At 42.8% G+C, this 25,171-nt stretch carries 21 protein-coding genes; 8 read left to right on the top strand and 13 right to left on the bottom strand.

Annotation, left to right across the window (positions count from 1 at the left end):
- Nucleotides 1-578 precede the first annotated feature (578 nt).
- Together gndA and E7Z59_RS09060 are read left to right on the top strand one after the other, a co-directional pair.
- A complete protein-coding gene (gndA, locus tag E7Z59_RS09065; protein ID WP_168731271.1) occupies nucleotides 579-2,480 on the top strand; it encodes an NADP-dependent phosphogluconate dehydrogenase in 1,902 nt (633 codons plus the stop codon).
- Nucleotides 2,477-3,826, top strand: coding sequence for a GntP family permease (locus tag E7Z59_RS09060; protein WP_136335994.1), 1,350 nt, complete (start codon nucleotides 2,477-2,479; stop codon nucleotides 3,824-3,826). Before gndA ends, E7Z59_RS09060 begins: the two co-directional genes overlap by 4 nt.
- A gap of 586 nt (nucleotides 3,827-4,412) precedes the next feature.
- On the opposite strand, the gene E7Z59_RS09050 is transcribed toward E7Z59_RS09060, so the two are convergent.
- A complete protein-coding gene (locus tag E7Z59_RS09050) occupies nucleotides 4,413-5,321 on the bottom strand; it encodes a hypothetical protein (RefSeq protein ID WP_136335992.1) in 909 nt (302 codons plus the stop codon).
- Nucleotides 5,322-5,449: 128 nt separating this feature from the next.
- Between E7Z59_RS09050 and E7Z59_RS09045 the strand changes: the two genes are divergently transcribed.
- From E7Z59_RS09045 to E7Z59_RS09035, 4 genes are all read left to right on the top strand, one after another.
- A complete protein-coding gene (locus E7Z59_RS09045; RefSeq protein WP_136335991.1) occupies nucleotides 5,450-6,466 on the top strand; it encodes a formimidoylglutamase in 1,017 nt (338 codons plus the stop codon).
- Nucleotides 6,463-6,945, top strand: coding sequence for a GNAT family N-acetyltransferase (locus E7Z59_RS09040; protein ID WP_136335990.1), 483 nt, complete (start codon nucleotides 6,463-6,465; stop codon nucleotides 6,943-6,945). Before E7Z59_RS09045 ends, E7Z59_RS09040 begins: the two co-directional genes overlap by 4 nt.
- Before the next feature lie 108 nt (nucleotides 6,946-7,053).
- Nucleotides 7,054-7,212, top strand: coding sequence for a hypothetical protein (locus E7Z59_RS15250; RefSeq protein WP_168731270.1), 159 nt, complete (start codon nucleotides 7,054-7,056; stop codon nucleotides 7,210-7,212).
- 649 nt (nucleotides 7,213-7,861) lie between these two features.
- Nucleotides 7,862-8,611: an MBL fold metallo-hydrolase gene (locus tag E7Z59_RS09035; protein ID WP_136335989.1), complete on the top strand. Its 750-nt coding sequence runs from the start codon at nucleotides 7,862-7,864 to the stop codon at nucleotides 8,609-8,611.
- 139 nt (nucleotides 8,612-8,750) lie between these two features.
- Here E7Z59_RS09035 and ettA read toward each other — a convergent pair whose 3' ends face one another.
- Both ettA and E7Z59_RS09025 read right to left on the bottom strand, forming a co-directional pair.
- Entirely contained in the window at nucleotides 8,751-10,445 is a 1,695-nt protein-coding gene (gene ettA, locus E7Z59_RS09030; protein ID WP_136335988.1) for an energy-dependent translational throttle protein EttA, read from the bottom strand.
- 29 nt (nucleotides 10,446-10,474) lie between these two features.
- Nucleotides 10,475-10,657 (bottom strand): CAL67264 family membrane protein, encoded by a 183-nt coding sequence (locus E7Z59_RS09025; RefSeq protein WP_136335987.1) that lies wholly within the window; start codon nucleotides 10,655-10,657, stop codon nucleotides 10,475-10,477.
- Nucleotides 10,658-10,867: 210 nt separating this feature from the next.
- Here E7Z59_RS09025 and E7Z59_RS09020 point away from each other — a divergent pair, with 210 nt between their 5' ends.
- On the top strand, nucleotides 10,868-12,496 hold the full coding sequence (locus tag E7Z59_RS09020) for an acyl-CoA carboxylase subunit beta (protein WP_136335986.1): 1,629 nt from the start codon (nucleotides 10,868-10,870) through the stop codon (nucleotides 12,494-12,496).
- A 118-nt stretch (nucleotides 12,497-12,614) separates the two neighbouring features.
- On the opposite strand, the gene E7Z59_RS09015 is transcribed toward E7Z59_RS09020, so the two are convergent.
- Both E7Z59_RS09015 and E7Z59_RS09010 read right to left on the bottom strand, forming a co-directional pair.
- The gene (locus E7Z59_RS09015; protein WP_136335985.1) at nucleotides 12,615-13,136 is read right to left on the bottom strand and encodes a GNAT family N-acetyltransferase; all 522 of its coding nucleotides are present in this window, start codon (nucleotides 13,134-13,136) and stop codon (nucleotides 12,615-12,617) included.
- A gap of 245 nt (nucleotides 13,137-13,381) precedes the next feature.
- Nucleotides 13,382-14,719, bottom strand: a complete 1,338-nt coding sequence (locus tag E7Z59_RS09010) for a M24 family metallopeptidase (RefSeq protein ID WP_136335984.1) — start codon at nucleotides 14,717-14,719, stop codon at nucleotides 13,382-13,384.
- A 112-nt stretch (nucleotides 14,720-14,831) separates the two neighbouring features.
- Between E7Z59_RS09010 and E7Z59_RS09005 the strand changes: the two genes are divergently transcribed.
- Nucleotides 14,832-15,254, top strand: a complete 423-nt coding sequence (locus E7Z59_RS09005) for a DoxX family protein (RefSeq protein ID WP_136335983.1) — start codon at nucleotides 14,832-14,834, stop codon at nucleotides 15,252-15,254.
- A 210-nt stretch (nucleotides 15,255-15,464) separates the two neighbouring features.
- On the opposite strand, the gene E7Z59_RS09000 is transcribed toward E7Z59_RS09005, so the two are convergent.
- From E7Z59_RS09000 to E7Z59_RS08965, 8 genes are all read right to left on the bottom strand, one after another.
- Nucleotides 15,465-16,556: an AMP-binding protein gene (locus E7Z59_RS09000; protein WP_136335982.1), complete on the bottom strand. Its 1,092-nt coding sequence runs from the start codon at nucleotides 16,554-16,556 to the stop codon at nucleotides 15,465-15,467.
- Between the two features lie 54 nt (nucleotides 16,557-16,610).
- Nucleotides 16,611-17,534, bottom strand: coding sequence for a CPBP family intramembrane glutamic endopeptidase (locus tag E7Z59_RS08995; protein WP_136335981.1), 924 nt, complete (start codon nucleotides 17,532-17,534; stop codon nucleotides 16,611-16,613).
- A gap of 297 nt (nucleotides 17,535-17,831) precedes the next feature.
- On the bottom strand, nucleotides 17,832-18,884 hold the full coding sequence (locus E7Z59_RS08990) for an o-succinylbenzoate synthase (RefSeq protein ID WP_136335980.1): 1,053 nt from the start codon (nucleotides 18,882-18,884) through the stop codon (nucleotides 17,832-17,834).
- Nucleotides 18,885-19,562, bottom strand: a complete 678-nt coding sequence (locus E7Z59_RS08985; protein WP_136335979.1) for a metal-dependent hydrolase — start codon at nucleotides 19,560-19,562, stop codon at nucleotides 18,885-18,887.
- 40 nt (nucleotides 19,563-19,602) lie between these two features.
- Entirely contained in the window at nucleotides 19,603-21,558 is a 1,956-nt protein-coding gene (locus tag E7Z59_RS08980; RefSeq protein WP_136335978.1) for a sensor histidine kinase, read from the bottom strand.
- A gap of 1,313 nt (nucleotides 21,559-22,871) precedes the next feature.
- Nucleotides 22,872-23,615: a LytR/AlgR family response regulator transcription factor gene (locus E7Z59_RS08975; protein WP_136335977.1), complete on the bottom strand. Its 744-nt coding sequence runs from the start codon at nucleotides 23,613-23,615 to the stop codon at nucleotides 22,872-22,874.
- Between the two features lie 32 nt (nucleotides 23,616-23,647).
- The gene (menA, locus tag E7Z59_RS08970) at nucleotides 23,648-24,556 is read right to left on the bottom strand and encodes a 1,4-dihydroxy-2-naphthoate octaprenyltransferase (RefSeq protein ID WP_136335976.1); all 909 of its coding nucleotides are present in this window, start codon (nucleotides 24,554-24,556) and stop codon (nucleotides 23,648-23,650) included.
- Nucleotides 24,553-25,167 (bottom strand): SPOR domain-containing protein, encoded by a 615-nt coding sequence (locus tag E7Z59_RS08965; protein WP_136335975.1) that lies wholly within the window; start codon nucleotides 25,165-25,167, stop codon nucleotides 24,553-24,555. The genes menA and E7Z59_RS08965 overlap by 4 nt, the downstream gene beginning before the upstream one ends.
- Between the last annotated feature and the right edge of the window lie 4 nt (nucleotides 25,168-25,171).

Here is a 25,171-nt window from a genome sequence, read left to right as displayed (position 1 = left end):
AAATAACCAAAAGACCATAGTTCACAACGCTTCAGTTAATTCTTACAACATAAATTTCTATCAGGAGTAATCCTGTTCTATATTAGCAGTGTTGTTAGTTCAGTACTGATCACCAAGCCCCAAAAAAAGTAATCAGTACATCATACCCTAAATGAAACCTACGAACCAACCTACCCGTTGGATTACAAAAAAAGCTCCGGAACAGATCCGGAGCTTTTTTGATTTGTACAGCATTCAGTTAGCGGTTATGCGGTTATGCGGTTATGCGGTTATGCGGTTATGCGGTTATGCGGTTATGCGGTTATGCGAAATTAAATTCTGGAATTTTAGGAGTTGAAAATTTAGGTTTTCTGCCTACCTACTTACCCGCTTACCTGACTACCCGCATTGCCCTCCCGTCAGCTGGCTCCCCTGTCTGCCGACAGGCAGGATCGCTAAATAGGTCTGCAAGACCTTTTTTACGCTCGGCCCTTCGTCTACCGGTCTACCTGTTCACCCACATCCCCCAATCCCTCTATCCCTCCATCCTTATAGCCCTACATCATTTTTTCCTATCTTTAAAAACCAACTACTATCAAATGAATACGCTACGTCCGCTGGCCCTTGTTGTCATGGGAGTTTCCGGCTCCGGGAAATCGACCATAGGAAAACTGCTCTCTTCCAAAACTGATATTCCTTTCATAGAAGGTGACCACTACCACCCCGAAGAAAACATCCAAAAAATGACAAAGGGAGTTGCCCTGACCGATGAGGACAGGATTCCATGGCTGCGGCAATTAGCAAGGGTGATCCACGATCATCTTGAAAAGGGATCTTCCTGTATCCTGAGCTGCTCAGCTCTTAAGGCTGACTACCGCAGAATTTTAGAGACTGATCACAACGCACAGGTAAAATTTATTTACTTACATGGCACCCCTGAAATGATCGTAAAAAGGATGGCTGATCGCCAAAGTCATTTTATGCCTTTAGAACTGCTTACATCTCAATTTGAAACCCTTGAATACCCTGTAGAGGCTTCACGATATGATACTGTAGATACACCTGAACACATTGCTAATACTATTATCCATGATCTGTCTCAAAAGACTGAATTCGGAGTTGCCGGTATGGGTGTTATGGGGAGCAGCATCAGCAGGAACCTGGCTTCTAAAGACTTCAGGATGGCTCTGTATAATCGCGAAGTGAAAGGCAAAGAAGAACAGGTTGCTGAACAGCTGAAACAGGCTTACGGTGAACTCACAGAGGCGATGGCATTTAATAATCTGAGTGACTTTGTAGCTTCATTACAATCCCCCAGAAAGATATTACTTATGGTGCCTTCGGGTGATGCTGTTGATCAGCTCATTAACGATCTGCTTCCTCTATTATCTAAAGGCGATGTGATCATAGATGGAGGAAACTCTCATTACAAGGAGAGCAGCAGAAGACTTAATGAACTCAGAAAAAAGGGAATATTTTTTCTTGGATGTGGCATTTCCGGAGGCGAAAAAGGGGCTCTTGAAGGTCCGTCTCTCATGCCCGGTGGAAGCAGTGAGGGCTGGGTGATCTCACGACCATTTCTTATGGTCTTGGCTGCCCGCGATAAAAACAACCACCCCTGTTGCAGCTTTACAGGGGGCATGGGCTCGGGGCACTTCATTAAAATGATCCATAATGGTATCGAATATGCTGAAATGCAATTACTGGCAGAGCTTTATCATTTGCACAAACGATCAGGTCAGTCGGCCAAAGAAATTTCTAAAGCCTTTTCATCTTATAATTCAGGTGAGCTGAACAGCTACCTCTTAACCATAACCTGCAGCATCCTCAGTTATCAGGATAACGAGGGACTTTTATTAGAAACTATTCTGGATAAGGCCGGCAATAAGGGTACAGGGAGTTGGGCAACAATTTCGGCTGCCGAACTAGGCCTTCCGGCAACCATGATAGCAAGCGCACTATTTGCACGTTATCTTTCCTATTTTAAAGATAAACGTACAGCCTATGATCGGGAATATAAGTTCCCAAAACCAACCGTTAATTTGGAGCCTAACTCAATTAAAAATGCCTATGCCCTGGCAAGGATCATTAATCATATTCAGGGGTTCGAGATACTACAATCTTATTTGAAAAATGTTGATCATGGCTGTGAACTGTCTGAGGTAGCCAGGTTGTGGACCAATGGTTGTATCATTCGTTCTGAACTGATGAACAGTTTGGTTGAACAACTAAAAACTTCTTCTGACCTTCTGTTGATCACGCAAATAAAAGAACAGGTACAAGCCTGGAAACCCGCACTCGAATCACTTATTATAGAAGCTATACATGCGGGTATTGCTGTGCCTTCATTTACCGCTGCCCTGAATTACCTGAATGGCATTACAGAGAAGAAGGGTCCGGCCAACCTGATACAGGCGCAACGAGATTTTTTCGGGGCGCATAAATACCAAAAAGAAAACGACCGTACCGAAAAATACTATCATACCAACTGGGAATCATGAGCTTTATACTGGAAAATCAAGCCCTCTTTTCTGTGGCAGCAGGGATCATCCTGCTTTTGTTACTTATTCTGAAATTCAAAATACATGCCTTTCTCTCCTTGTTGATAGCCAGTATAACGGTTGGAGTACTTGCCGGAATGGCACCCGCACAGATCATCACAACGGTGCAGAACGGAATGGGAGGTACCCTGGGTTATGTAGCAACAGTAGTAGGCCTTGGGGCAATTTTCGGAGCTATTCTTGAGCATAGCGGTGGTGCCCTGGTAATTGCTGAGAATCTTTTAAACAGATTCGGACTCAACAAAGCGCCATTAGCACTCACCATTACAGGTTTCATTATTGCCATCCCCGTATTTTTTGAAGTTGGATTCATCCTCATGGTGCCCATCCTATATGCTCTTCACAGGCGTACAGGCAAGTCTTTGCTCTATTACGCAATTCCGCTGCTTGCCGGACTGGCCGTTACGCATGCCTTTATACCACCTACCCCGGGCCCTGTAGCAGTAGCCGACATCGTTGGGGCAGACCTGGGTAATGTGATCCTGATAGGGTTCATGGCCGGTATACCTACTACTATGGTCAGCGGATTACTATTTGGAAAATATATTGGAAAAAAATTTTTCATCACTCCACCTGATGCCCACGCTGATAAAAACGAACAAATTAATAAGAGAGTATCCTTCAGTATGGTGCTATGGCTTATAGGGGTACCGATATTACTGATCCTCTTCAATACCGTTTTGAATAACTCCATTAGTGGGATGCAGGGTACCCGGATCGCAGAGCTCTTTGAGCTTATCGGACACCCTTTCACTGCCCTTATAATTGCCAACCTGTTAAGCCTGTATTTTCTTGGTATTAAGAAAGGAGTATCCAGAAAACAATTACAGGAGATTAGTGCCAGATCACTGGCTCCGGCCGGAGTCATTATTTTGATCACCGGTGCCGGTGGGGTCTTCAAACAGGTACTGATCGATACGGGAGCAGGAAATATGATGGCTGCGTCACTTTCTGACATTGGCTTCCCCCTGCTCCTATTCGGGTTTGTTATGGCCGCACTGGTAAGAATTATTCAAGGCTCGGCTACTGTTGCTATGATCACCGCTGCCGGGCTGGTAGCCCCATTAATTCCTGAGCAGAGCCCATCGGCAGAAATGGCCTGTATCGTTATTGCCATTGCCTCAGGGGCCTCCATCTTCTCCCATCTGAACGACAGCGGCTTTTGGCTGGTTAGCCAATACCTGGGCATGAATGAAACTCAAACATTCAGATCGTGGACCATGATGACGACTATTTTGGCATTTACAGGCTTATTGTCAGTAATGTTCATTTCTGCTATGATTTAAACCTTAATCAGTTATGCGGTTATACGGTTATGCGGTTATACTTCGGCCCTTTTAACGCTCAGCCCCCCTATAAATCAACCCTACACAACAACTACCCCTACCCTCACAACATAAATTTCTAACTCCTGGTTATCAGTAGTATATTAGAAGTGTTGTTAAATTACTTGTTGATGTCAGAGCCCCAAATTGATGTCTGCAAGAACAACAAATCAAAGCCCAAGATTTAACCTACTACTTAGGTAAAAAAAACAAGAGTTTCGGTGCCCCCCGGAGCTCTTTTTTTTGCAGTTAGCAGTTTTCGGTTTGCAGTTTACAGTTGTGAGGTTACACGAAATTAAAATTTTGGAATTTGAATATTGGAATTTCTTCTTACCACCTACCCGTCTACCTGCATACCTGCATACCTGCATACCTGCTTACCTGCTTACCTGCTTACCTACTTACCTACTTACCTACTTACCTACTTACCTACTTACCTACTTACCTACTTACCTACTTACCCACATCCCTAATAAAAAAAACACCAGTCCGAAAACGAACTGGTGCTCTTATGATCAAATAGTTGGGTATTTGATAGGTTCTTATGTTACTTTAGTTCAAACTGAGCTGATCCCAATTCGCCTAATTTCTCATCAAATACAACAACATTATAAGTTCCTTCAGGGAAATCTTCTTCTCCTCCTTTGCTGATGAAATCACATACATCAAGATCGGTGTTCTCATAGTAGAAGCTAGACGCTTTACTGTAAGTAACGCTTACACCTTCTTGTCCTTCTTCCTCAGGTTGGGTAGCAGCTACTGCACGCTCACCGATGATCTGTCCGCTAGGATCAGTTACCTGGATATAGAATTGTTTTGCTCCCGGCTTGGCAATTCTGTTAGACAATACTGTGTAGCAAATTCTGATCTTGTCTGCACGTCTGTTATTGGTTACCGTAACCAGTTTTCCGCTGTTACGCTCTTTTACAGCCTCCACAGAGAATTTGCTTAGGGCAAGTGCAGAACCGGTTTCTACAACCTTAGCAAGTTGGGTGTTCTGTACAAGAAGAGAGTCAGTAAACATAGATTGCTCTTCCAGGGCTACCTTGGTACTATCAACCTCCATAGCCAATAACGCATTAGACGATCTTAAAGAGTCGTTCTGAGCTAACAGGAACTCACGCTCTTTGGTAAGCTGACGTACCTGACGTCTGTATCTTGAAAGCGCACTGATATCTGCTTTCATGGTCTTAACAGAATCAATGTATGAAGCAATTTTATTTCTGGCATCCACTAGTTGGGCATTTGCAGATTCGCTTTCAGAAATAGCACGGTCATAATCAGACTTTAGGTTGTTAAGGTCTTCCATAACCAGGTTTTTCTCTTCAACCAGTTTGGCCGTAGTCTCTTTCTTTTCAGTATACAGGCTCACTGTATAGAAAATGGTAACCGCCAAAGCAACAACCAGCAGACCGGCTATCACTTTTAATCCGTTATTACTTTTTGTGTCAGTCATAAGATTAGTTTTAAATTTATTGGGGCGTTAATATAGTTTTTCTTTTTTTAAATTACCCAACGATATATATACGAACAAACTTTTATTTTAGATTATTTTCGCACTGAAATAAGAATAAATTTTAGCTAATGTCTTCAAAATTAGTTGTTTACGACCGTAAAAAAATTGCTTCTCTTACAAAAACCCGTGCCGGGGAAACCAAGTTTGGGGAGAAAGTAAGATGGATAGAACCTGAGGGGGATCTTTTAGAGCAATTGGCGGCCACAAAGGCCGCTTATGTTCTTTTTGGTATTCCCGAAGATGTTGGAGTCATTGGTAACCACGGGGTGGCCGGTGCAAAACATGCATGGCACACAGGATTAACAGCCTTGCTCAATATACAGTCTAATAAAATAGTAAAGGGATCAAAGGTATTGGTCTTAGGGCACCTTGATACAAGTGAATTGATGAATACACTTGAAGGACTTTCAGGAAATGACCTTATAAAACAAAGCAGGAAGTGCGCCGAAAGTCTCGACAAAGAAGTTACAGACCTTGTGAGAAAAATAGTCACCGCTGGTAAGGTCCCTATTATCATAGGGGGAGGTCATAATAATTCATATGGCAATATCAAAGGTTGTTCTCTTGCAAAAGGTGTACCTGTAAACGCTCTCAATATCGATGCGCATACCGATTTTCGTCAAAGAAATTCCAGACATAGTGGTAATGGATTTTCGTGGGCTTATTATGAAGGGTTTCTAAACCGGTATTTCATGTATGGTATTCATGAAAATTATACTTCAAAAAAGATCTTTGAAGCCCTGGAAGATAAAGAGCGTATTCGTTTCACCACATTTGAAGATCTGTTTATCAGACAACTGAAAGATCCCGATTCAGCATTTAAAGAAGGACTTGATTTTGTAAAATCAGAGCCCTTTGGTATCGAGGTTGACATGGATGCTATTGCCTTTATGCCCAGTAGTGCCCAAAGTCCTTCGGGCCTGAAACTAGACCAGGTACGGCAAATGGTGTACCAGGCTTCCAGGAAGAAAAATACAGCATACCTTCATCTTTGCGAAGCAGCCCCCGACCCCGGGAATGCCGCAGAATTGAAGTTAACGGGCAAGGCCATTGCCTATCTCATTTCAGATTTTATTAGAAAATGAATCCGGAAGATGTTTCTATCATCCCCTATCAGAGGAAGTACAGACCTTATTTCATCAATATGAATATGGAATGGCTGGAGCAGCTCTTTGAGGTGGAAGAACATGACAGGGAGATCCTTGAAAAGTGCGAAGAATATATTATTCAGAAAGGAGGCTATATCTTTTTTGCTAAATACAAGAAAGAGATCGTAGGTTGTTATGCCCTGCTTCGTATGGATCATAATACATATGAACTGGGTAAAATGGCTGTAGAAAGTAAGTACAGAGGATTGAAGATCGGGCAGGAACTTATGCAACATTGTATCGATTTCGGAAAAGCTGAAGGATGGAATAAACTTGTATTGTATTCAAGTCTTAAACTAGGTAATGCACTCCATATATATCGTAAATACGGCTTTCGTGAGATTCCACTGGAAAAGAACTCTCCATACATAAGAAGCAGCATCAAGATGGAGTTTATTTTTAATGAAAAGTTATAATATACCCACGTCATCATCTGCGATCAAGTCCATTCTAAGTTGGATTTGTCTAATTTTTAGTATATTGCCCCCGTTAAAACCCAAATTTTAACCTTAAACCTATAAGTTATGACTACTTTCCTTGCAGAAGTAAATGTAGAACGTCTTACCTCTGTGGTAACCTCAGGATTTTTAATCTGTCTTTGTTTATTGGTGGTTGCCCTGTACAGAAATCTTAAATTAAAGGCCGAGAATAATCGCCTGAGATCATCCGGATCTGATTCCTGATCAATCAAACTGATTTATAGCAAATCTCGATCTTTCTTTACGAATTTCCTGAAATTTGAATTCTTGTGGAGTATGATGACTATAAGCTGCTTCAATTAAAAATCTTTTCATGCATTCGTTTATGTTCATTTTGCCTTGATGCAAAACGAACCAAAAAATCAAGAATATTTGAGGCAATTTCTGCTTCGCAGAACCGCTGCTAACCCTGCGCTGCATGCTACGCACTTCCGCTTGGTTTACAGACTATTGCTGCAAATATTCGTTCCTTCCAAACTAGCATCCCAAAATGGATTAACTAAGTTTTATTCTTTTTAATAATTAAAGGCCGTCCTCAGGTTCTGGCAGGCCAGGACCCGCTTGATGAAGTTGCCGTTAAAAGCCAGGTGCTGTTTGAGGCACGCTGAAGGCGTGGTGAGTTCAGCTGGCTTAGGCAACGAATCGTTAGCGGATGGCCGAAGAACCAGGACTAGACTTTTTTGTTACTTTTTTACTCACTTCCTTTTTATTGTTTTAGAGGTGTTTGTGAGCCCTTACGGGGTTGGGCAATGCAAAAAAGTAAGGGCTAATCATTCATGAGAAGTCAAATCTATAATATGTCAGCGGTAGGAGCGTGACGATGTATTTTCGTAACTTTAGCATAAAACAAGTTATGAGAATACCAAAACAACTACCCTTCCTCCTCCTATTATGGAGCACTGTAACCCTATCTGGACAATCTCCTGAGACCGAATCTATTGGAGAGATCGGGGTGCAACCCATTGTTCATGGCACACTGGCCCTTGAATACCAAGACAAAACCATTTATGTTGACCCTTACGGGGGAGCCGATAAATTCAAAGAGATCAATGCTCCGGATATTGTTCTCATTACCGATATACACGGCGACCACTACAATCCGGAAACCCTCTCAGGGCTTCCACTGGAGAATGCCACCCTTGTAGTACCTGCGGCGGTAGCTGAACAACTTTCAGAACAACTTCAAGAAAAGGCCATTGTTATTGCTAATGATGAAAATAAAACAATCCAGGGAATAGAGATCAAAGCCATTCCGATGTATAATCTCCCGGAAACAGAAGAGTCCCGTCACCCAAAAGGCCGTGGAAATGGTTATATACTTACCCTTGGAGAACAAAAGGTTTACATCAGTGGTGATACAGAAGATATTCCAGAAATGCGTGCCCTGAAAGATATTGATATCGCCTTTGTATGCATGAACATGCCTTACACCATGACGGTAGACCAGGCCGCAAGTGCTGTTAATGAATTTAAACCCGGTATTGTATATCCGTATCACTACCGCGGCCGACCTGAGATGAGCGATACTGAAAAATTCAAAGCACTGGTGGAAGAGAAGAACGATGTGACCGAGGTACGACTTCGGAATTGGTATCAAGAGTAAACAGTTATACGGTTATACGGTTATACGGTTATACGGTTATGAAATAAACAGAAAAGCGGATCATTCTGATCCGCTTTTCTATATAACTAACAATAATTTATAATCCATCATCCATAATTGATCTTGCAAGGCAAGATCTCTAGTCCCGAATAAGCTTTTTATACTTAATACGCTTAGGAGTAACATCTTCTCCAAGGCGCTTACGTTTATTCTCTTCATAGTCAGAGAAGCTGCCTTCAAAGAAATACACCTCAGAATTTCCTTCAAAAGCCAATATATGAGTACAGATCCTGTCGAGGAACCAACGGTCGTGAGAAATAACCACGGCACATCCTGCAAAGTTCTCAAGTCCTTCTTCAAGGGCTCTCAGGGTATTCACGTCAAGGTCGTTCGTAGGCTCATCAAGGAGCAGGACGTTTCCTTCTTCTTTCAGGGTCATAGCCAGGTGAAGGCGGTTACGCTCTCCTCCTGAAAGGGCCGACACCTTCTTGTTCTGCTCACTTCCGGAAAAATTAAAACGACTCAGATAAGCTCGTGAATTTACCTGTCTTCCTCCCATCATGATCAATTCCTGACCTTCCGAGAAATTCTCCCAGATAGTTTTCTCCGGGTCAATATCTTTATGAGATTGATCTACATAGGCGATCTTAGCCGTGTCACCCACCGTAAATTCTCCTTTATCGGGTTGCTCCTCTCCCATGATCATTCTGAAAATAGTGGTTTTACCGGCTCCATTGGGTCCAATAATACCAACGATCCCGGCTTGAGGAAGGGTAAAGTTCAGATTTTCATACAATAATTTATCGCCAAAGGCCTTGGCAACGCCCTTGGCTTCGATCACATTGGTACCCAAACGCGGTCCGTTTGGAATATAGATCTCCAGTTTTTCGTCTAATTGCTTCTGATCTTCATTCAGCAGCTTATCGTAATTATTTAAACGTGCTTTCTGTTTGGCCTGCCTTCCTTTTGGTGCCATTCGCACCCATTCCAGCTCACGCTCCAGAGTTTTCTGACGTTTCGAAGCCTGTTTTTGCTCCTGTGCCAGGCGCTTGGCCTTTTGATCCAACCATGAAGAGTAGTTTCCTTTCCATGGAATACCCTCGCCCCTGTCTAATTCAAGTATCCATCCTGCCACATTATCCAGGAAATAACGGTCGTGAGTAACGGCGATCACCGTTCCCTTATACTGTTGTAAATGCTGTTCTAACCAAAGTACAGATTCTGCATCAAGGTGGTTGGTAGGCTCATCAAGCAAGAGTACATCAGGTTGTTTTAACAGCAGTCGGCAAAGGGCTACCCTTCTGCGCTCTCCTCCTGAAAGCACTTTTATAGGGGTATCAGGTTCCGGAGTTCTAAGGGCATCCATTGCCACCTCCAGTTTATTATCCAACTCCCAGGCGTTGCTGGCATCAATTTTATCCTGAAGCTCGGCCTGCTTATCCATCAGCTTTTGCATCTTATCAGCATCCTCGTATACCTCAGGCAACCCGAACATATCGTTGATCTTGTTATACTCATCAAGAATGGCAACAGTCTCTGCAACCCCCTCCTTGACGATCTCCAATACTGTTTTCTCTTCATCCAACTGGGGTTCCTGTTCCAGGTAACCCACAGAATATCCGGGTGCAAATACCACATCACCCTGGTAATTTTTATCAATACCGGCTATGATCTTTAAAAGGGTGGATTTACCGGAACCGTTCAAACCGAGGATCCCGATCTTGGCCCCGTAGAAGAAACTCAGGTAAATATTTTTAAGAACCTGCTTGTTGGCTCCGGGGTAGGTCTTGGAGACCCCGGACATGGAAAATATTACTTTTTTATCGTCAGACATATCAAATTAATTTATTGAACAATACCGGCTTAAACCCTCCCCTTTAGTGCATTAAACACCCAGGCAATCGAGAAGAAACCAACACCTACGGCGGCAAAACCCCAGCCGGCTACTTCTTCGTATTTAAAGGCGCCCATGGCTATGAGACCCAGTCCTACAAAAATCATGATCCAGGTGGCCCAGGCCAGTACTGTATTCTTATTCATACCCATTTTCTTAATATCTATTTATTTATCGTTAGTTTTAGTTCGTAAAGCGGGCAAATATCGTTAAAATTAACGAAAATAATGCGGAATCTATTCCCTATTCATTTTGTATTTTAGCCATGCTTTTCGGGGAGTCCGGATAGCTCTGCAAGGCCGTATAGGCTGATGATCGTGACTTCCCTCCCTAAAATACAGACCAACAACAAACACACGGTAATGGATATCAAATTCAATAAGAACGAAGATCACAATAAACTTCTTGTTTCCGATCTTAAACATCGGTTAGCCAGGGTTCATAAAGGTGGAGGCGAAAAGCGGATCGCTAAACTTCACGATCAGGGTAAACTGACTGCCCGGGAACGTATTGACCTGCTTTTAGATAAAGACAGTGAACGCATTGAGGTTGGAGCTTTTGCAGGAGATAATATGTATGAAGAACACGGCGGGTGCCCTTCAGGAGGCGTTGTGGTCTGCATCGGTTATGTAAGCGGGAAGCAATGTGTTGTGGTGGCCAATGATGCTACGGTGAAGGCCGGGGCTTGGTTTCCTATTACCGGCAAAAAGAATTTACGCGCCCAGGAGATCGCCATCGAAAACCGATTACCCATTATTTACCTGGTTGACAGTGCCGGGGTATACCTCCCCATGCAGGATGAAATATTTCCTGACAAGGAGCATTTCGGACGTATCTTCAGAAATAATGCGGTGATGAGTAGTATGGGTATTACCCAGATCGCTGCTGTGATGGGAAGCTGTGTGGCGGGAGGAGCCTATTTACCCATTATGAGCGATGAGGCCCTGATCGTTGATAAAACAGGGAGTATCTTTTTGGCAGGAAGCTACCTCGTAAAGGCTGCGATCGGAGAAGATATTGATAATGAAACCCTGGGAGGCGCAACTACCCACAGTGAGATTAGTGGTGTTACCGACTATAAGGCGGCAGACGACAAGGATGCGCTGAAAAAGATCAGAAATATCATGGATAAGATCGGGGATTTTGAAAAAGCAGGCTTTAATCGCAAGAAACCTGCACCCCCTGCTGCAGATCAGAAGGAAATCTATGGGTTGTTACCCAAATCGCGAAGTGATCAGTACGATATGATGGAGATCATTAAGCGACTGGTTGACAATTCTGAATTTGAAGCCTATAAGGAAGGCTACGGACAAACCATTATAACCGGTTATGCGCGTATTAACGGATGGGCTGTAGGTATAGTGGCCAATCAGCGAAAGGTGGTAAGAACCAAAAAAGGGGAAATGCAGTTTGGTGGGGTCATCTATTCTGATTCTGCAGACAAGGCCACCCGCTTCATCGCTAATTGCAACCAGAAAAAGATCCCTTTGGTATTTCTTCAAGACGTGACCGGGTTTATGGTTGGCAGTAAATCAGAACACGGGGGCATCATAAAAGACGGAGCTAAAATGGTAAATGCGGTTAGTAATTCTGTAGTACCTAAGTTCACCGTAGTCATCGGCAATTCTTACGGAGCCGGAAACTATGCAATGTGCGGTAAAGCCTATGATCCGCGTCTTATTTTTGCCTGGCCCAGCGCCGAACTTGCCGTTATGGGAGGTACACAGGCTGCGAAAGTATTGTTGCAAATAGAAACCGCTGCTTTGAAGAAAAAAGGAGAAACCATTACTAAGGAAAAAGAAGATGCCCTGTTCAATAAGATCAAATCGCGATATGACGAACAGGTTTCTCCATACTATGCAGCCGCCAGGTTATGGACCGATGCCGTTATCGATCCTCTGGAAACCCGAAAATGGATCAGCATGGGTATTGAGGCTGCAGACCATGCACCTCTTGAAAAACCATTTAATTTAGGGGTGATACAAACGTAGTTAGTAGTTAGCAGTTTGCGGTTAGCAGTAATAGTTACGGGGTACGGGTTACGGGGTACGGGGTACGGGTTACGGGTTACGGGTTACGGGTTACGAAATATAATCCATAATTCACCATTCATAATTCACCATCCATAATCCACTCCCTTCTTATCCCGAAAATGATCTCATCGTGCAGCGCATTGCCTTTATATAGGGTCCTGGTAAAATGGGCCTCTTTTTTGAATCCGTTCTTTAGCAGTACGGCTTGAGAGGCCAGGTTATCTCCAAAGGTAGCCGCATAGATCCGCTCAATATCAAAGGTTTTAAAACCGTACTCCACCATTTCTCTTATCATTCTGCTCATAATACCCTTCCCCCAAAAGGGTTCTGCTACCCAGTACCCTAATTCTGCATTCTTCCGGTGGATGTCATCCTTCGGATGAATTCCTATTCCCCCAACGAGCTCATCATTTACCACGATTGCAAAACTGTGAAGGGGATCATACTCCAGGGTTCTGTTGATAAATTCCTCCGCATCTTTTTCTGTGTAGGGAAATGGAAACTGATCTGACAGGTATTTTGATATGTTCCAATTATTGGCGTATTCAGCCAGCCTGGATACATCAGAGAGGTTATAGGGTCGCCGTTTTATGTTCATGGTGGTACGGGTTACTGGTTAAGGGTTACGGGGTACAGCGTACGGAATATCGTCCATCGGAATAAGAGATCCTGAGCAGCTTAAACGCTGCGAAGGACCCCATAATTTTTAAAATGCAGTCTATATAAAAGTGTTCTTATGATGCCCGGCACTGTAACGGGCAGATTGCCACGCCCTGTTCCAGGGCTCGCAAAGACACCATTCACCATTCATCATTCATCATCCATCATTCATCATCCATAAAACTACTCTCCAAGATGATCTTTTACACGCGGAATTAAAAGCAGGTCTGTTTGACGCCCCTTCACATAGCGAAAGCCGTTTTCTCCCCAGAATCCGGCTTCTTCCAGCATGATCCGGATATCCCGGTTCCATTCAGGAAGCGTTACCGTTGTATTTAATTCAATGGCATAGACCGTATTGGTATTTAAGGTATATTCTCCATCACCGGGAACACCCCCCTGGCTGTCCCACATTCCGATGGTCGGACCGGCAGAATGCCCGTAACTTCCAAGCGGATGTGTATAAATAGCAGGACGCAACCCTTCATCCTTACCTTGTTGCAAAGACCTTAGAAGGATATCGTTACCGCTTTTTCCTGTCTCAAAATTTTCGGTAAGAATGTCCTGAACCCTGTTCCCGTCTTTTAAAGCTTTTCGCAGGTATTCAGGGGCTTGCTTTTCTCCGGGTTTCAAAACATAGGCAAGTTCCTGGCAATCGGTATTTAATCTCAGGTAGGTAATTCCAAAATCGCAATGCAACAGATCACCCGGCATGATCACCTCATTCTCAGGGCGCTCTGAAAAGGCATACAGCCTCCCAGCAGACTCCTCTGCCGTTCTTTGTACATCAACTGTAGGGTGAAACCAGGTTTCAAGTCCAAGCTCGGTCACCTTATCACGCATCCACCATACCACGTCTGAGGTAGTGGTTACTCCGGGGGTGATCACCTCTTCGGAAAATGCTTCTGCAATAATATTATGAGTGATCTCAACCAGTTGTTCATAGATTACCATTTCCCTGGGAGTACGCGTTTCTATCCACCCTACTGCCAGAGGTTCTGCAGAGACCATTCTTTTTTGATATTTAGAGGGCAAGTACTCACTGAACTCCTCAAAATCAGTATGGACCAGCCCATCGGCGATATTAAAGTGTTCTGAATAATTTAAGGCGATCTTATCAGGATCCCGCTCTTCGATCAATTCAACAAGTCGCGCCCATTGATCCGGTTGTTTTTCTTTATCCCAGGCTCCCTTGATTTGCTCTCCGAAATCATATCGGGCAACCGCCAGCTTCTCAATACTGTTCTTTTCTTTATCCCGGTAGAATAAGATTATTGTGCGCCTTCTGGCATTAAGCCAGGTAGCAGGCAACATGGTTTTTAATACCGGATCTTCGTTGTATTCCCTGGAGATCAATACCCACATGTCGATCCCGGCCTTATCCATAAGCTCAGGGAGCAATTCATTTATTCGCTCTTCAAGGATCTCATTTACTACCTCTGCCCGTTCTCTTTCGGACAAAATATCCTGGGCACCTGCAAGGTGTAACCCAAATAGCAGGAAACATAATATTCTCAACATCTTTAAAATTTTATCAGAAAAATACTTCATATACATCACATATTAAAACCAAAAACATTCATATGTTTATATGTCGCTGATTTTTAGTAAATTATAGGTAAACAAACTAATTATGGAAACTGTTAAAAACCTCAATAAGTGGGCAAATGCGCACACTTATTACCCGCTCGACCTGATCCGAATCGCCCTGGGTGTATTTCTATTCCTTAAAGGAACCAAATTCATTGTAAACAGCCAATATCTCTCTGAGATCATTGAACCCCTTAGAGGCTGGATGGGCTCTATGATGCTTATACATTATGTAGCTCCGGCACATATGGTAGGCGGACTGCTCATTGCCTTTGGTTTGCTTACCCGATGGTCTGCAGCCGCTCAGCTTCCTATTTTAATCGGAGCCGTGGCTATTAATTTTGTAGGAGAAATGAACACTGCCAACCTGATCCTCTCATTGGTTGCATTAGGACTCTGTGTTTTCTTTTTCTTCTATGGTAGTGGAAAACACTCTGCAGATTATTATTTTAAAATGCAGCAGTAGAGAGTAGAGAGTCGGGAGTAGCTACATTTTGCAAATGTTCACCCACCCTTTTGGGAATGGGGAAGGGAAAATTATGGGATAGTAGAACCGATATTCTTTTCTTCTTCGGGTAACAATTATATCATAAACGCTGTCAGCAGACAGTCAAGAATAAGTAGGCAGGAATCTATAAAATTTCCTTACTCCTCTTCTTTGTGCTGTTGCTAAAAATTAACCGATGATCTTTTCCAGGGTAGATTTACGAATGACCTTGCCGTTTTCGGTCTCCTCAAAACATTCTGTAAACAGCAGGGTCTTGGGCATTTCATATTTATCCAGGCCTTCTACCTTTCTTAGAAGCTCCCAATACTCGTTTTCCCGACTGTTTTTATCTTCGATCACCATAACCAGCTTATCACCCAGTTCACTATCAGGCACCCCGCAGACAAAAAATCGCTTTTCCAATGCCTGTGAGAACTTCTCTTCAATAAGTTCAGGAATAAGCTTTATCCCTCCTGAATTAATAATATTATCATAGCGGCCAAGCCATTCAAACTGATCATCTTCTTTGATATTGATAAGGTCATTGGTTACAATGGTTTCTTTACTAATTTGCGGAGCATCGATCACCAGGCATCCCCTTTCATCTTTTTTAATGCTCACCTTGGGAAGCACTTTAAAATAAGAAGACTCTACTTCCTCAGCATTACGAAAATGGTTTAATTGACGGGCTGCGATATGTGTTACCGTTTCTGTCATGCCATAGGTTTCAAAGACCAGGGTTCTTTTGTTCTGGAGGCTTTCCACCAGCTCACGACTCACCGGGGCACCGCCCACAATAAGTTTTTTGATCTGATTCAGTTGAGATAAAGAATTCTGCACCTGCATTGGGGTCATAGCTGCAAAATCATACCTTTTCTCGATCCCGTGCATCGGATTTGTGGTTGGCTCTATCAGGTCGATCTCTAATCCCAGCACCATAGCCCTAACCAACATCATTTTTCCGGCAATATAATCTGCCGGCAAACAGTGTAAAGCCGAATCACCCACTGTGATCTTAAAGAAATCTCCTGAGGTAAGGGCAGAATTAACCATGTGCTGCTTCTTCAACCGTACGGTCTTGGGAGATCCGGTAGAACCGGAGGTGGTTACTGTAATGTGATCATTATGATCTAACCAATCCATCAGAAAGTCTCCAACTGACTTTTCAAATGGTTTACCTTCCTTAACAAAGCTATAAGCAACTTCCTGAAGATGTTCTCTGTCAAAATAATGTCCGTTAAGACGGAACTTTAAATGGATCTTATCGTAAGTGAGTTTCATACTGTAAAATTACTTCTATTTCGGTTGGGAACAAAGCCGGGAAGCCGAATTCCATTAGCTACTAACTGCACCTGCCACTTCATTACCGGCTACCTTTCCTGCAAGCCGTTCCTTCCAGTTCGTCCAGCGATAACGTTTGCTGAATATCAGGATCAGTAAAGGGAATACCACAAAAACGGGTACGAGAACATCATACCCCAGGGACGGCTGCGATACTTCTCTTAATACCGACGGCGTTTGAAAAGCAGTCCAATTAGCAGTAACCAATAAGGCCGTAAAGAGGTTGTTAGCAGCATGAAAACCTAAAGCCAGTTCTAAACCTTCATCCATCAGGGTTATAACTCCCAGGAAAAATCCGGTACCTATATAATAGATCATAATGCCATATCCTAATTTACCTACCTCAGGATTGCCGAGGTGAAGTAATCCAAAGAAAAGAGAAGTGATCACCAGGGGAATCCAGCGGTTTCCTGCATAAATACCCAGTCCTTGTATCAGGTATCCTCTGAAGAAATATTCTTCAAAGCTCGTTTGTAAAGGTATGAGCAGGATGGCCACTGCAGCAAGTTGTAAGAACAGAGACATATCAAAATTCCATTCGTAGTTTTCGGGCTCTAATTTGTAATCAACAAACACAAATATGGTGGTGAGTATTCCCCAAAGAAAAAAGGCAAAGAAGATCCTGCCCCAGTCTATCCGATCACGGGAGGTGGTCAGAGAAGTAATAGATTGCTTATGAATATATTTCACCCATAAGAACAATAGGCCCAGCGCTACGGCAAATGGGAGCAGCATCTGGATCAGAAAGTTGATCTCTCCCATCTCGGCGATCATCTGCGCCATTAATTCTTCAATATCGCCTTGGGGTAGAAAGGCCATCACCACAAAATTCAAGGCCATATAGCCGAGAAACAGTCCGGGAATGATCAAGTATTTCCAAAGCTCCGGTTTTCCTTTATAAGCTTGTTCGATATACATATGTTCAGTTTTCAGTTTGCAGGTTGCAGTTAGTAGTTTGCAGATTTGTTATTGGTTACTATACCGTTGGCATTAAAACCAACAGAGATCCTGAGCAGCGGCAGGCGATGCGAAGGACCTTAATTTTCTTCATTCTAGTACATTAAATACCCAGTATTCAAACAGGGATATTGCCACAGTTAACTCCGTAAAGCATCATTCATCATTCATAATTCATCATTCATCATCTACGCCCCCACTCTCGGCTCACGACTCTCGATTCCTTCAATACATCATCCACATAAGTAGTCTGACTTTTTAAAATGTTACACCCCATTCAGCAGGTAAATCCCATTTTTTTTCCGCGTTATAGCTAAGTAACCCATTATCAACTCTTAAGGGCGCCTCAATATTATTGGTAAAAAGGCTTCCGGTACCAAGGCCCTGTGGCATGGGATTCTTTTGTTCGTACGTGTATTGAGCAATAGCATTAAGACCTATATTGCTTTCCAGGGCACTGGTGAGCCACCATCCGGCATTGACTTCTCCAGCAAGATCTATCCATTGATCACTACTTTTAAACCCACCTACAAGACTGGGTTTAAGAATGATGTACTGAGGTTTGACAGTCGTAAGTAATGACTTGCGGTCTTCATAATCAAACACCCCGATAAGTTCTTCGTCGAGCGCAATGGGAAGGGGCGTATTTCGGCACAGCTTCTCCATGGCTTCCGGGTTTCCGGCTTTTATAGGTTGTTCTATGGAATGCAGATCAAGCCGGCTCAGGATCTCGAGCTTTTTAAGGGCTTCTTTTTCAGAAAAGGCCCCGTTGGCGTCTACCCGCAATTCAACATCTTCCCGACCAAACTTCTTGCGAATTTCTTTTAAAAGCCTGACCTCAGTGTCGAAGTCGATGGCTCCGATCTTCATTTTTATACAAGAAAAGCCCTCCTTTAGTTTATCAGAGATCTGTTCCTGCATAAATTCCGGATCTCCCATCCATATCAATCCATTAATAGGTATCCCCTGCTTGCCGGCTGTAAAATCAGAAGGAAATAGTATGAAAGGAGATTCCGATCTTAATGACAACAGTGCTTGCTCCCAGCCAAAAACAATAGACGGGAATTCTTTTAAGGCCTCATAGATCTCATGGGGCTCCAGATGCAAATGATCACATAACCAGATCAATTTATCCTCATAATCGGGCCGGTCATCAATGCTCAGGGTTCTGAGAATACCACATTCTCCTATCCCCGTTCTCCCTTTTTCCTCAAGAATTAAGTACCAGGTTTCTTTGGTGGTTAATACCCCCCTGGAGGTCCCACTGGGTCGTTTAAAGTTCAGGATGTGCCTGAAATATCTTCCTCTCATTTACAATTCAATACTTTCTCCGATCTCAAGGAGCATCAGATCTTTCTTATGATCGAAGAATTTTCTCTTAGCTTCTTCATGATCAATCTCAATATATCCAAAGGTATCATAATGGCAGCCAAGGATCTTATCGCATTCCAGGAAATCAGAGGCTATAATAGCATCGTCAACCCCCATGGTGAAATTATCTCCAATAGGCAGTATCGCCAGGTCAAGTGAAGTCTGCAAAGGGATTAGCTTCATATCCATCGTAAGAGCAGTATCCCCGGCTATATAGATATTTTTATGTTCCCCTTCGATTACAAAACCTCCCGGTTGTCCGCCATAAGAGCCGTCAGGGAATGAAGATGTATGAATAGCATTGACATATTTTACCTTTCCAAAATCAAAATGCTGTGCCCCTCCATGATTCAGCGGATGCATCTCAAAACCTTTATTTCCGAAGTACGAAGCGATCTCATAATTAGACACAATGGTGGCCCCGGTATTCCCTGCGATGCGTTCAACATCCAGGATATGATCCTGGTGTGCATGGGTCACCAGAATAACATCTGCCTTGATTGCATCAACATCAATGGCTGATGCCTTTTCATTACCGGAAATAAAAGGATCTACAACAAGATGGCTTCCACTTACCTCGATTCCGAAAGCAGCGTGGCCATAAAAGGTGATTTTCATATAAAATACTTTAGATTGACACCTTTAAATGTAGTAAAATTTACCCGAAATTAAACCAGAAGCGTGCTCCTGCAGCCTGGGTATCTATCTGAAGATTGGATCTCAGCTGATTGGCCAGACGTCTGATCAATCGTAACCCCATTGAACCTACAGAGGTCTGCTCAAAATCGTCCGGAAGTCCTTTCCCGTCGTCCTTGTACTCAAAGGAATATTCTTCACCATCGCTCTGAAGTCTGATATAAATATTTCCTTCCTTATTCTCTGCAAAGGCATATTTAAAGGAGTTTGAGACCAGTTCATTCAGAATAAGTCCGATAGGAATGGCCCTATCAACATCAAGCCTGGTTTGTTCGGCATCGATGTGAATATTGGTTTGATATCCCTCCTTTTTAAATACTGAATGTATAGAAGCCACCAAAGATTCAATATATTCCTGCATCTCGATGACAGAAAGATCGTCGTTCTGATACAATTTCTGATGGATCAGGGCCATGGCTTTAACACGACTCTGTCCTTCCTCCAGCGCATTGATCGCGGCTCGACTACGAGTATTTTTGGATTGCAGGCTTAATAAACTCGATACCATTTGCAGGTTGTTCTTTACCCTGTGGTGAATCTCCTTTAGGAGCGAATCTTTCTCAATAAGAGAATCCTCAATGATCTGTTTCTGATTTTCAATGAGTTTTTTGTTCTTGACACTCTTTAAATAGGCAACGATCAGGGCTACCACACAAAGCAAACTAAAAAGCAAGGCTACAATACTCAGGTAAATGATCTTTTCGCGTTCAAGGATCTCATTCTTATTTCTCTCCAGATCCTGCTTTTGTTTTTCGAGCTTCAACTTGGTTTGCTGGTCAATATCAAAAGCCACGAACTGTCCGAGCAATTGCTTGCCCATAACGCTCTTTTCTATAGAATCCCTTCCTTTAGAGTAGCGGTTTAAATATGATGCCGCCATTACCGGTCGCTCTGTACCCAAAAAATAATCGGCCTTAAGATGGTAGAACCGCATTTTATTGGAAGGAGCCAATTTGCCAACACTTTCTATACTATCAAGGTATAGCTTGGCGATCTCATAGTTGGAATCCTTCAAATAGCATTCAGCGAGATCCGTCCAGTATTCAGAGGTATGATAAGGAAATTTGCCCTGTTCGTAGAACTTTCCTGAAGACACGCCTTCTTCCAGGTAGGATATGGCTTTACGGTATTCACCAAGTGCCAATTTACACTTTCCAATCCCTCCATGGATCTGTCCTCCGAGAAAAAGAGCCTCCCTGAACTCGGCTTCCGAACTGATACCTTGAATATTGATATAATCTTCGATGAGTGAAAGGGCACTTTCATATTCTTTGATAGCAGAAAGCGGCAGTCCTCCATCAAGTCTTTTAAAGTCTGCCCGGTCCTTATAGTATTTGGCCAGTGCGAAATTTCCTTTCTTAGCGATAGAATCATAAGGGTTACGGATCTCGTAATCAAACAAGGCCTGACGATATAGCCCCAGGTTGGCATATACCGAATACAATTCAACCTTCTCTGCCAGTTTTTCCTGTTCCTTGCGAACTTTTAACTGCTTATCATACAGCAGCATTTCTGCATAAATACGATCGGCCACCCTAAGCAGGGTACGCTTTACCTTTACATCAAGATTAGCACCGTCTTCCAGCAGCTTATCGGCGAGGTAGGCCCCTTTTTCAAAATCGCCCATGTCATAATACAACCTGCAAAGCATGGTTTCATAATAGGGCTTGGAATAAGGATCTTCAGCAGTATTGATTCGTTTTATGATATCCTCAATTTTCTCCTTCCAGCGGTAGGCCGTAATACCCACATACCTCTGATCCATGTCAAAAAAGACATCGAATCGTGCTTCAACATCTTCAGACTGCATAAAGGCAGAGTAGGCATCTCTGGGCTCAGACTGTGCCAATAGTGGCCAGGACAGAAGCAGGCAAAGAAGAAAACCGATAAATTTTGTATGAAGTAATTTTTTTCTCAATACACTTTCTTGTTAGGGGTAAACCTGCTGCTTTTAATTTAAAAAAAGCCTAAATGCGCATTTAGGCTTTTTTTACCATTGTTTAGGCAAGATCGCACTCACCTTAATACTTTATAACATTTTAACAGCAGGATAAACTTAACTCAATTCACAACAACCCCTAAACTTTTGTTGTATAACCACAGAAAGCTGTTGTGAATCTCAGTTCCTTATAGCAAAATTAAATGTACGAGAATAAAAGAAAAAAAGTAAGAATAAACAACATTTAATTAAGCATCTCTCTATGACAAAAAACGTATTGCGTTGATGATCAAAAGAAAAAAAAACGAGTTCTAAGGGGCGACTTAAAACTCGTTTTCAGGGCAAAATTTTTATGAAACAAGTTGTTATGCTATTAATCAACTCTTTCGTATCAACACCTCTAAAGTATGTAGGAATACCCTTATTACAAATTGTTTGTTGTGAAGGTGGCCGAAGTTGTTGTGAAGTTGGGATATGGGGATATGGGGGCCCTAACGTTAACGAATTTTAATCAAGTAAAAATTATAGGAGGCTCCCCACCCTGGACAGGTCGGGGTGGATCAGGATAAAACCCTGAGACGGGGCGGGTTGATTGAAGTTAAGCTCACTTACAACTCCTTCCGGTTTTGTACCTTTTAACCACCCCGTCCTTACTCCCAGCCCGCCCCCTGGCCCCATAGCTAAAATGGTCTTCCAGACCTTTTTTTAACGCTCGGTCGTCCTTAGACCCCTCCGGTTTTGCTATACAAAACCACCTCCCCTTAAAAAAGGGGAGGGTAAAAACGTTTTCAAAATTGGCTTTGGTGATGAAAGATCAAAAATAGGCATAGAGGTATAACCGGGAGATCGCCACAACCTGCGCTACAGGTTTCGCGAAGACGAACCATATATAATTTACGGTTGGGATAATTATGGACCCTTTGCTTCTTAGCTTCTTAGCTACTTTGCACCTTTGCATTTACCGTCATCATCCTCCACAAGAAATACAATTTCATAGGTCCCGTCTACTGACAGGTAAACTCGCGAAGACGAAATCATTAGTTAACTGTAAACTGCAAACTGCTAACTAATAAAAAAAGCCCCGAATTTCTCCGGAGCTTTTTTCATTATCCAATTTTGTAGGTTGGTTATTGGATCGATTCGAGGAATATTAAACTGATAACATTTAGGGCGATGTATCAGTATCAAACTAACAACCCTGCTAATATAGACCAGGAATATCCCCCATTAAAATATATGTTGTAAGACTTGCCTTTCTTGTTGTAAATGCAAACGTTCTATTGGTCTTGCAGTTACGAGTTCATATTGGCGAGAATGAATTCCCTGAAATCCTTAGAGATCGGAATGATCTCCCCATTGATGACGATATCTCTCGTATTAATGGCTTCAATATGATCAAGATTTACAATATACGACTTATGCGCCCGGTAGAACTGTTGAGAAGGAAGCTTCTCAATATAGTCTTTCATGGCAGAGCGCACCAGGTAACTCTTGTCTTTGGTATGCACCTCCAAATAAACATTGTCTGCCTTCACATATTTGATGTCATCAAAAGGTATGCGATGGTAGTGTTGGTTCTTTTTGACAAAGATAGAGTTGCGAAGTATTGAGTTACTGCCGCTTACTTCCCGATCATTGGTGGAGCTTGCCGCCGCCTGCTCGTTAAAGTTAGACAGCGCGATCTCAATGGAAGTAAAGAGATCCTGCTGTTCAAAAGGCTTTACCAGGTACCCATTCGGCTTGACAGACTTAGCATTTTCAACAGTTGCTTTGTCTGAGTTGGAGGTGACAAAAATAAATGGGATGTTCTTCTTTTCGCGGATGTATTTCCCGATATCGATTCCCGTCTTTTCAGTGGCAAGGATCACATCGAGCAGTGCCAGATCTACATGCTCATTTTCAAGAACTTCGATAGCACTTTCATAATCCACAACGTTGGCGACAATGTTATAACCGATCTCTTCAAGCATCGATTGCATATCATCTGCGATGATCACATTGTCTTCTACAATGAGAATTTTGATAAGTTGGTCCAAGGCAAAAGTTGTGTTAGTTTGTGCTAATAAAGCTACAAAAAAATATTAAAACTTATAAAAAACAACACCGAGAACACAAAGGTGCTGATTGCCAGTTTCTTAAGTTCAGGATCAACCGCTTCATCCTCCTTTGTTTGGTTGAATCTTTTAAGGTGAAACGCCAAAGGAAGGAAAGATAGCAGCCATAACAGATTTACAGGACTTTGGTAATTAACTCCTAGATATATGAGCGAAAAAACCATAGCTAAAATGATCAGGCTGTTATGATAGATTCGTGCCTTTCTCGATCCTAGGATGACCACCAGGGTGTTTTTTCCTGATTTTTGATCGCTTTTTCGGTCTCTGAGGTTATTGAGGTTAAGAACCCCTACGCTTAGAAAACCAATGCTTATTCCCGGCAACCAGGCCGTGACCGACAATTCCTTCGTATAAAGAAAATAACTCCCCACCACACTTACAAGTCCGAAAAAAATAAAAACAAAAACATCACCCAGCCCCCTGTATCCATAGGCTGAATCTCCCACGGTGTACTTGATGGCAGCAGCGATGGCCGCCACTCCCAGTAAAAAAAACAATAGTGAATAATAGAACCTATCGCTTCCAAAGGCCGCAAAGATCAGCGCGACGGCCGTGAAAAGGGTAATCAAAGCAGTCATAATCACTGCTTTCTTCATGGCCGCTGGAGTAATCAGACCGGACTGCAAGGCTCTTTGAGGCCCAACACGTTCATCGTTATCAGTCCCCTTCACGCCATCTCCATAATCATTGGCAAAATTGGAAAGCACCTGCAATCCTATGGTGGTGATCAGTGCAAGCGTAAAAACAGCCGGATCAAACAATCCTTCTGAAGCGGCCATTCCGGTTCCGGCTACAATACCGGATAATGAAAGAGGTAAAGTTCGTAGTCTTGCGGCAGAAACAAATGCCTTTATGTTACTCATTTAATTGCAGAATCTTCAATTTTAAGGCGCTTACCATTCTTATAAGAAGCTACAAAGGCATCTTCAAACCCTAAAGAGATCAACACATCTCTTAATTGTAATGCCTCCTCAAGTGTGGTGTAATTGCCTAATGCAAATTTATTGTATTCAACATCCTTATAAACCGCCATATTCACGAGATCATTAGACACCAAAGAAACATTTTCATTGGTCAGCGCAGCCACCTGCACCGTATAGATGGTCTCCTGGTTCAGACCACGATAGTCAAGACTATTCAGAATATTCTTCAGCTCATCTACCTCTTTGGCCTTGCCATCGAGGTTTTGCTGGATCTCTAACCACTGCCCTTTATTAAGTATGACCCTGTCAGGATCATTCAACCGGCTTTCATCGATGAATAGTGAAGGGTCTTTCAGGTATAAAAGGTAACCGGCAAGAAGCAACACCATACATCCAACCAACGACCATAAGAGGCGTTTATTGGTGTTTCGGTATTTTCTGCTCAACATTCGTTGTTTTCTTAGTTCACGGGCCAGTCGTTCTTCTGAAATCTCCTTCTCCTCCAAATGCCGGTGAAAATCAACCAGGTGTTTCTCTTCAACAAAGGGCATGGTA

Source organism: Robertkochia marina (assembly GCF_004799345.1).
GTDB classification, from domain to species: Bacteria; Bacteroidota; Bacteroidia; order Flavobacteriales; family Flavobacteriaceae; genus Robertkochia; species Robertkochia marina.
This window is presented reverse-complemented; position numbering and strand designations above follow the sequence as displayed.

Excerpts from the sequence above, each read along its gene's own strand:
- E7Z59_RS09040 (WP_136335990.1), top strand. The coding sequence starts at position 6,463 with ATGAATCCGGAAGATGTTTCTATCATCCCCTATCAGAGGAAGTACAGA.
- E7Z59_RS08965 (WP_136335975.1), bottom strand. The coding sequence starts at position 25,167 with ATGCCCTTTGTTGAAGAGAAACACCTGGTTGATTTTCACCGGCATTTG.
- E7Z59_RS09015 (WP_136335985.1), bottom strand. The coding sequence starts at position 13,136 with ATGAACATAAAACGGCGACCCTATAACCTCTCTGATGTATCCAGGCTG.
- E7Z59_RS09045 (WP_136335991.1), top strand. The coding sequence starts at position 5,450 with ATGTCTTCAAAATTAGTTGTTTACGACCGTAAAAAAATTGCTTCTCTT.
- E7Z59_RS09020 (WP_136335986.1), top strand. The coding sequence starts at position 10,868 with ATGGATATCAAATTCAATAAGAACGAAGATCACAATAAACTTCTTGTT.
- E7Z59_RS15250 (WP_168731270.1), top strand. The coding sequence starts at position 7,054 with ATGACTACTTTCCTTGCAGAAGTAAATGTAGAACGTCTTACCTCTGTG.
- E7Z59_RS09010 (WP_136335984.1), bottom strand. The coding sequence starts at position 14,719 with ATGTTGAGAATATTATGTTTCCTGCTATTTGGGTTACACCTTGCAGGT.
- gndA (WP_168731271.1), top strand. The coding sequence starts at position 579 with ATGAATACGCTACGTCCGCTGGCCCTTGTTGTCATGGGAGTTTCCGGC.
- ettA (WP_136335988.1), bottom strand. The coding sequence starts at position 10,445 with ATGTCTGACGATAAAAAAGTAATATTTTCCATGTCCGGGGTCTCCAAG.
- E7Z59_RS09035 (WP_136335989.1), top strand. The coding sequence starts at position 7,862 with ATGAGAATACCAAAACAACTACCCTTCCTCCTCCTATTATGGAGCACT.
- E7Z59_RS09060 (WP_136335994.1), top strand. The coding sequence starts at position 2,477 with ATGAGCTTTATACTGGAAAATCAAGCCCTCTTTTCTGTGGCAGCAGGG.
- E7Z59_RS08985 (WP_136335979.1), bottom strand. The coding sequence starts at position 19,562 with ATGAAAATCACCTTTTATGGCCACGCTGCTTTCGGAATCGAGGTAAGT.
- E7Z59_RS08995 (WP_136335981.1), bottom strand. The coding sequence starts at position 17,534 with ATGTATATCGAACAAGCTTATAAAGGAAAACCGGAGCTTTGGAAATAC.
- E7Z59_RS09050 (WP_136335992.1), bottom strand. The coding sequence starts at position 5,321 with ATGACTGACACAAAAAGTAATAACGGATTAAAAGTGATAGCCGGTCTG.
- E7Z59_RS08990 (WP_136335980.1), bottom strand. The coding sequence starts at position 18,884 with ATGAGAGGAAGATATTTCAGGCACATCCTGAACTTTAAACGACCCAGT.
- E7Z59_RS09005 (WP_136335983.1), top strand. The coding sequence starts at position 14,832 with ATGGAAACTGTTAAAAACCTCAATAAGTGGGCAAATGCGCACACTTAT.
- menA (WP_136335976.1), bottom strand. The coding sequence starts at position 24,556 with ATGAGTAACATAAAGGCATTTGTTTCTGCCGCAAGACTACGAACTTTA.
- E7Z59_RS09000 (WP_136335982.1), bottom strand. The coding sequence starts at position 16,556 with ATGAAACTCACTTACGATAAGATCCATTTAAAGTTCCGTCTTAACGGA.
- E7Z59_RS09025 (WP_136335987.1), bottom strand. The coding sequence starts at position 10,657 with ATGGGTATGAATAAGAATACAGTACTGGCCTGGGCCACCTGGATCATG.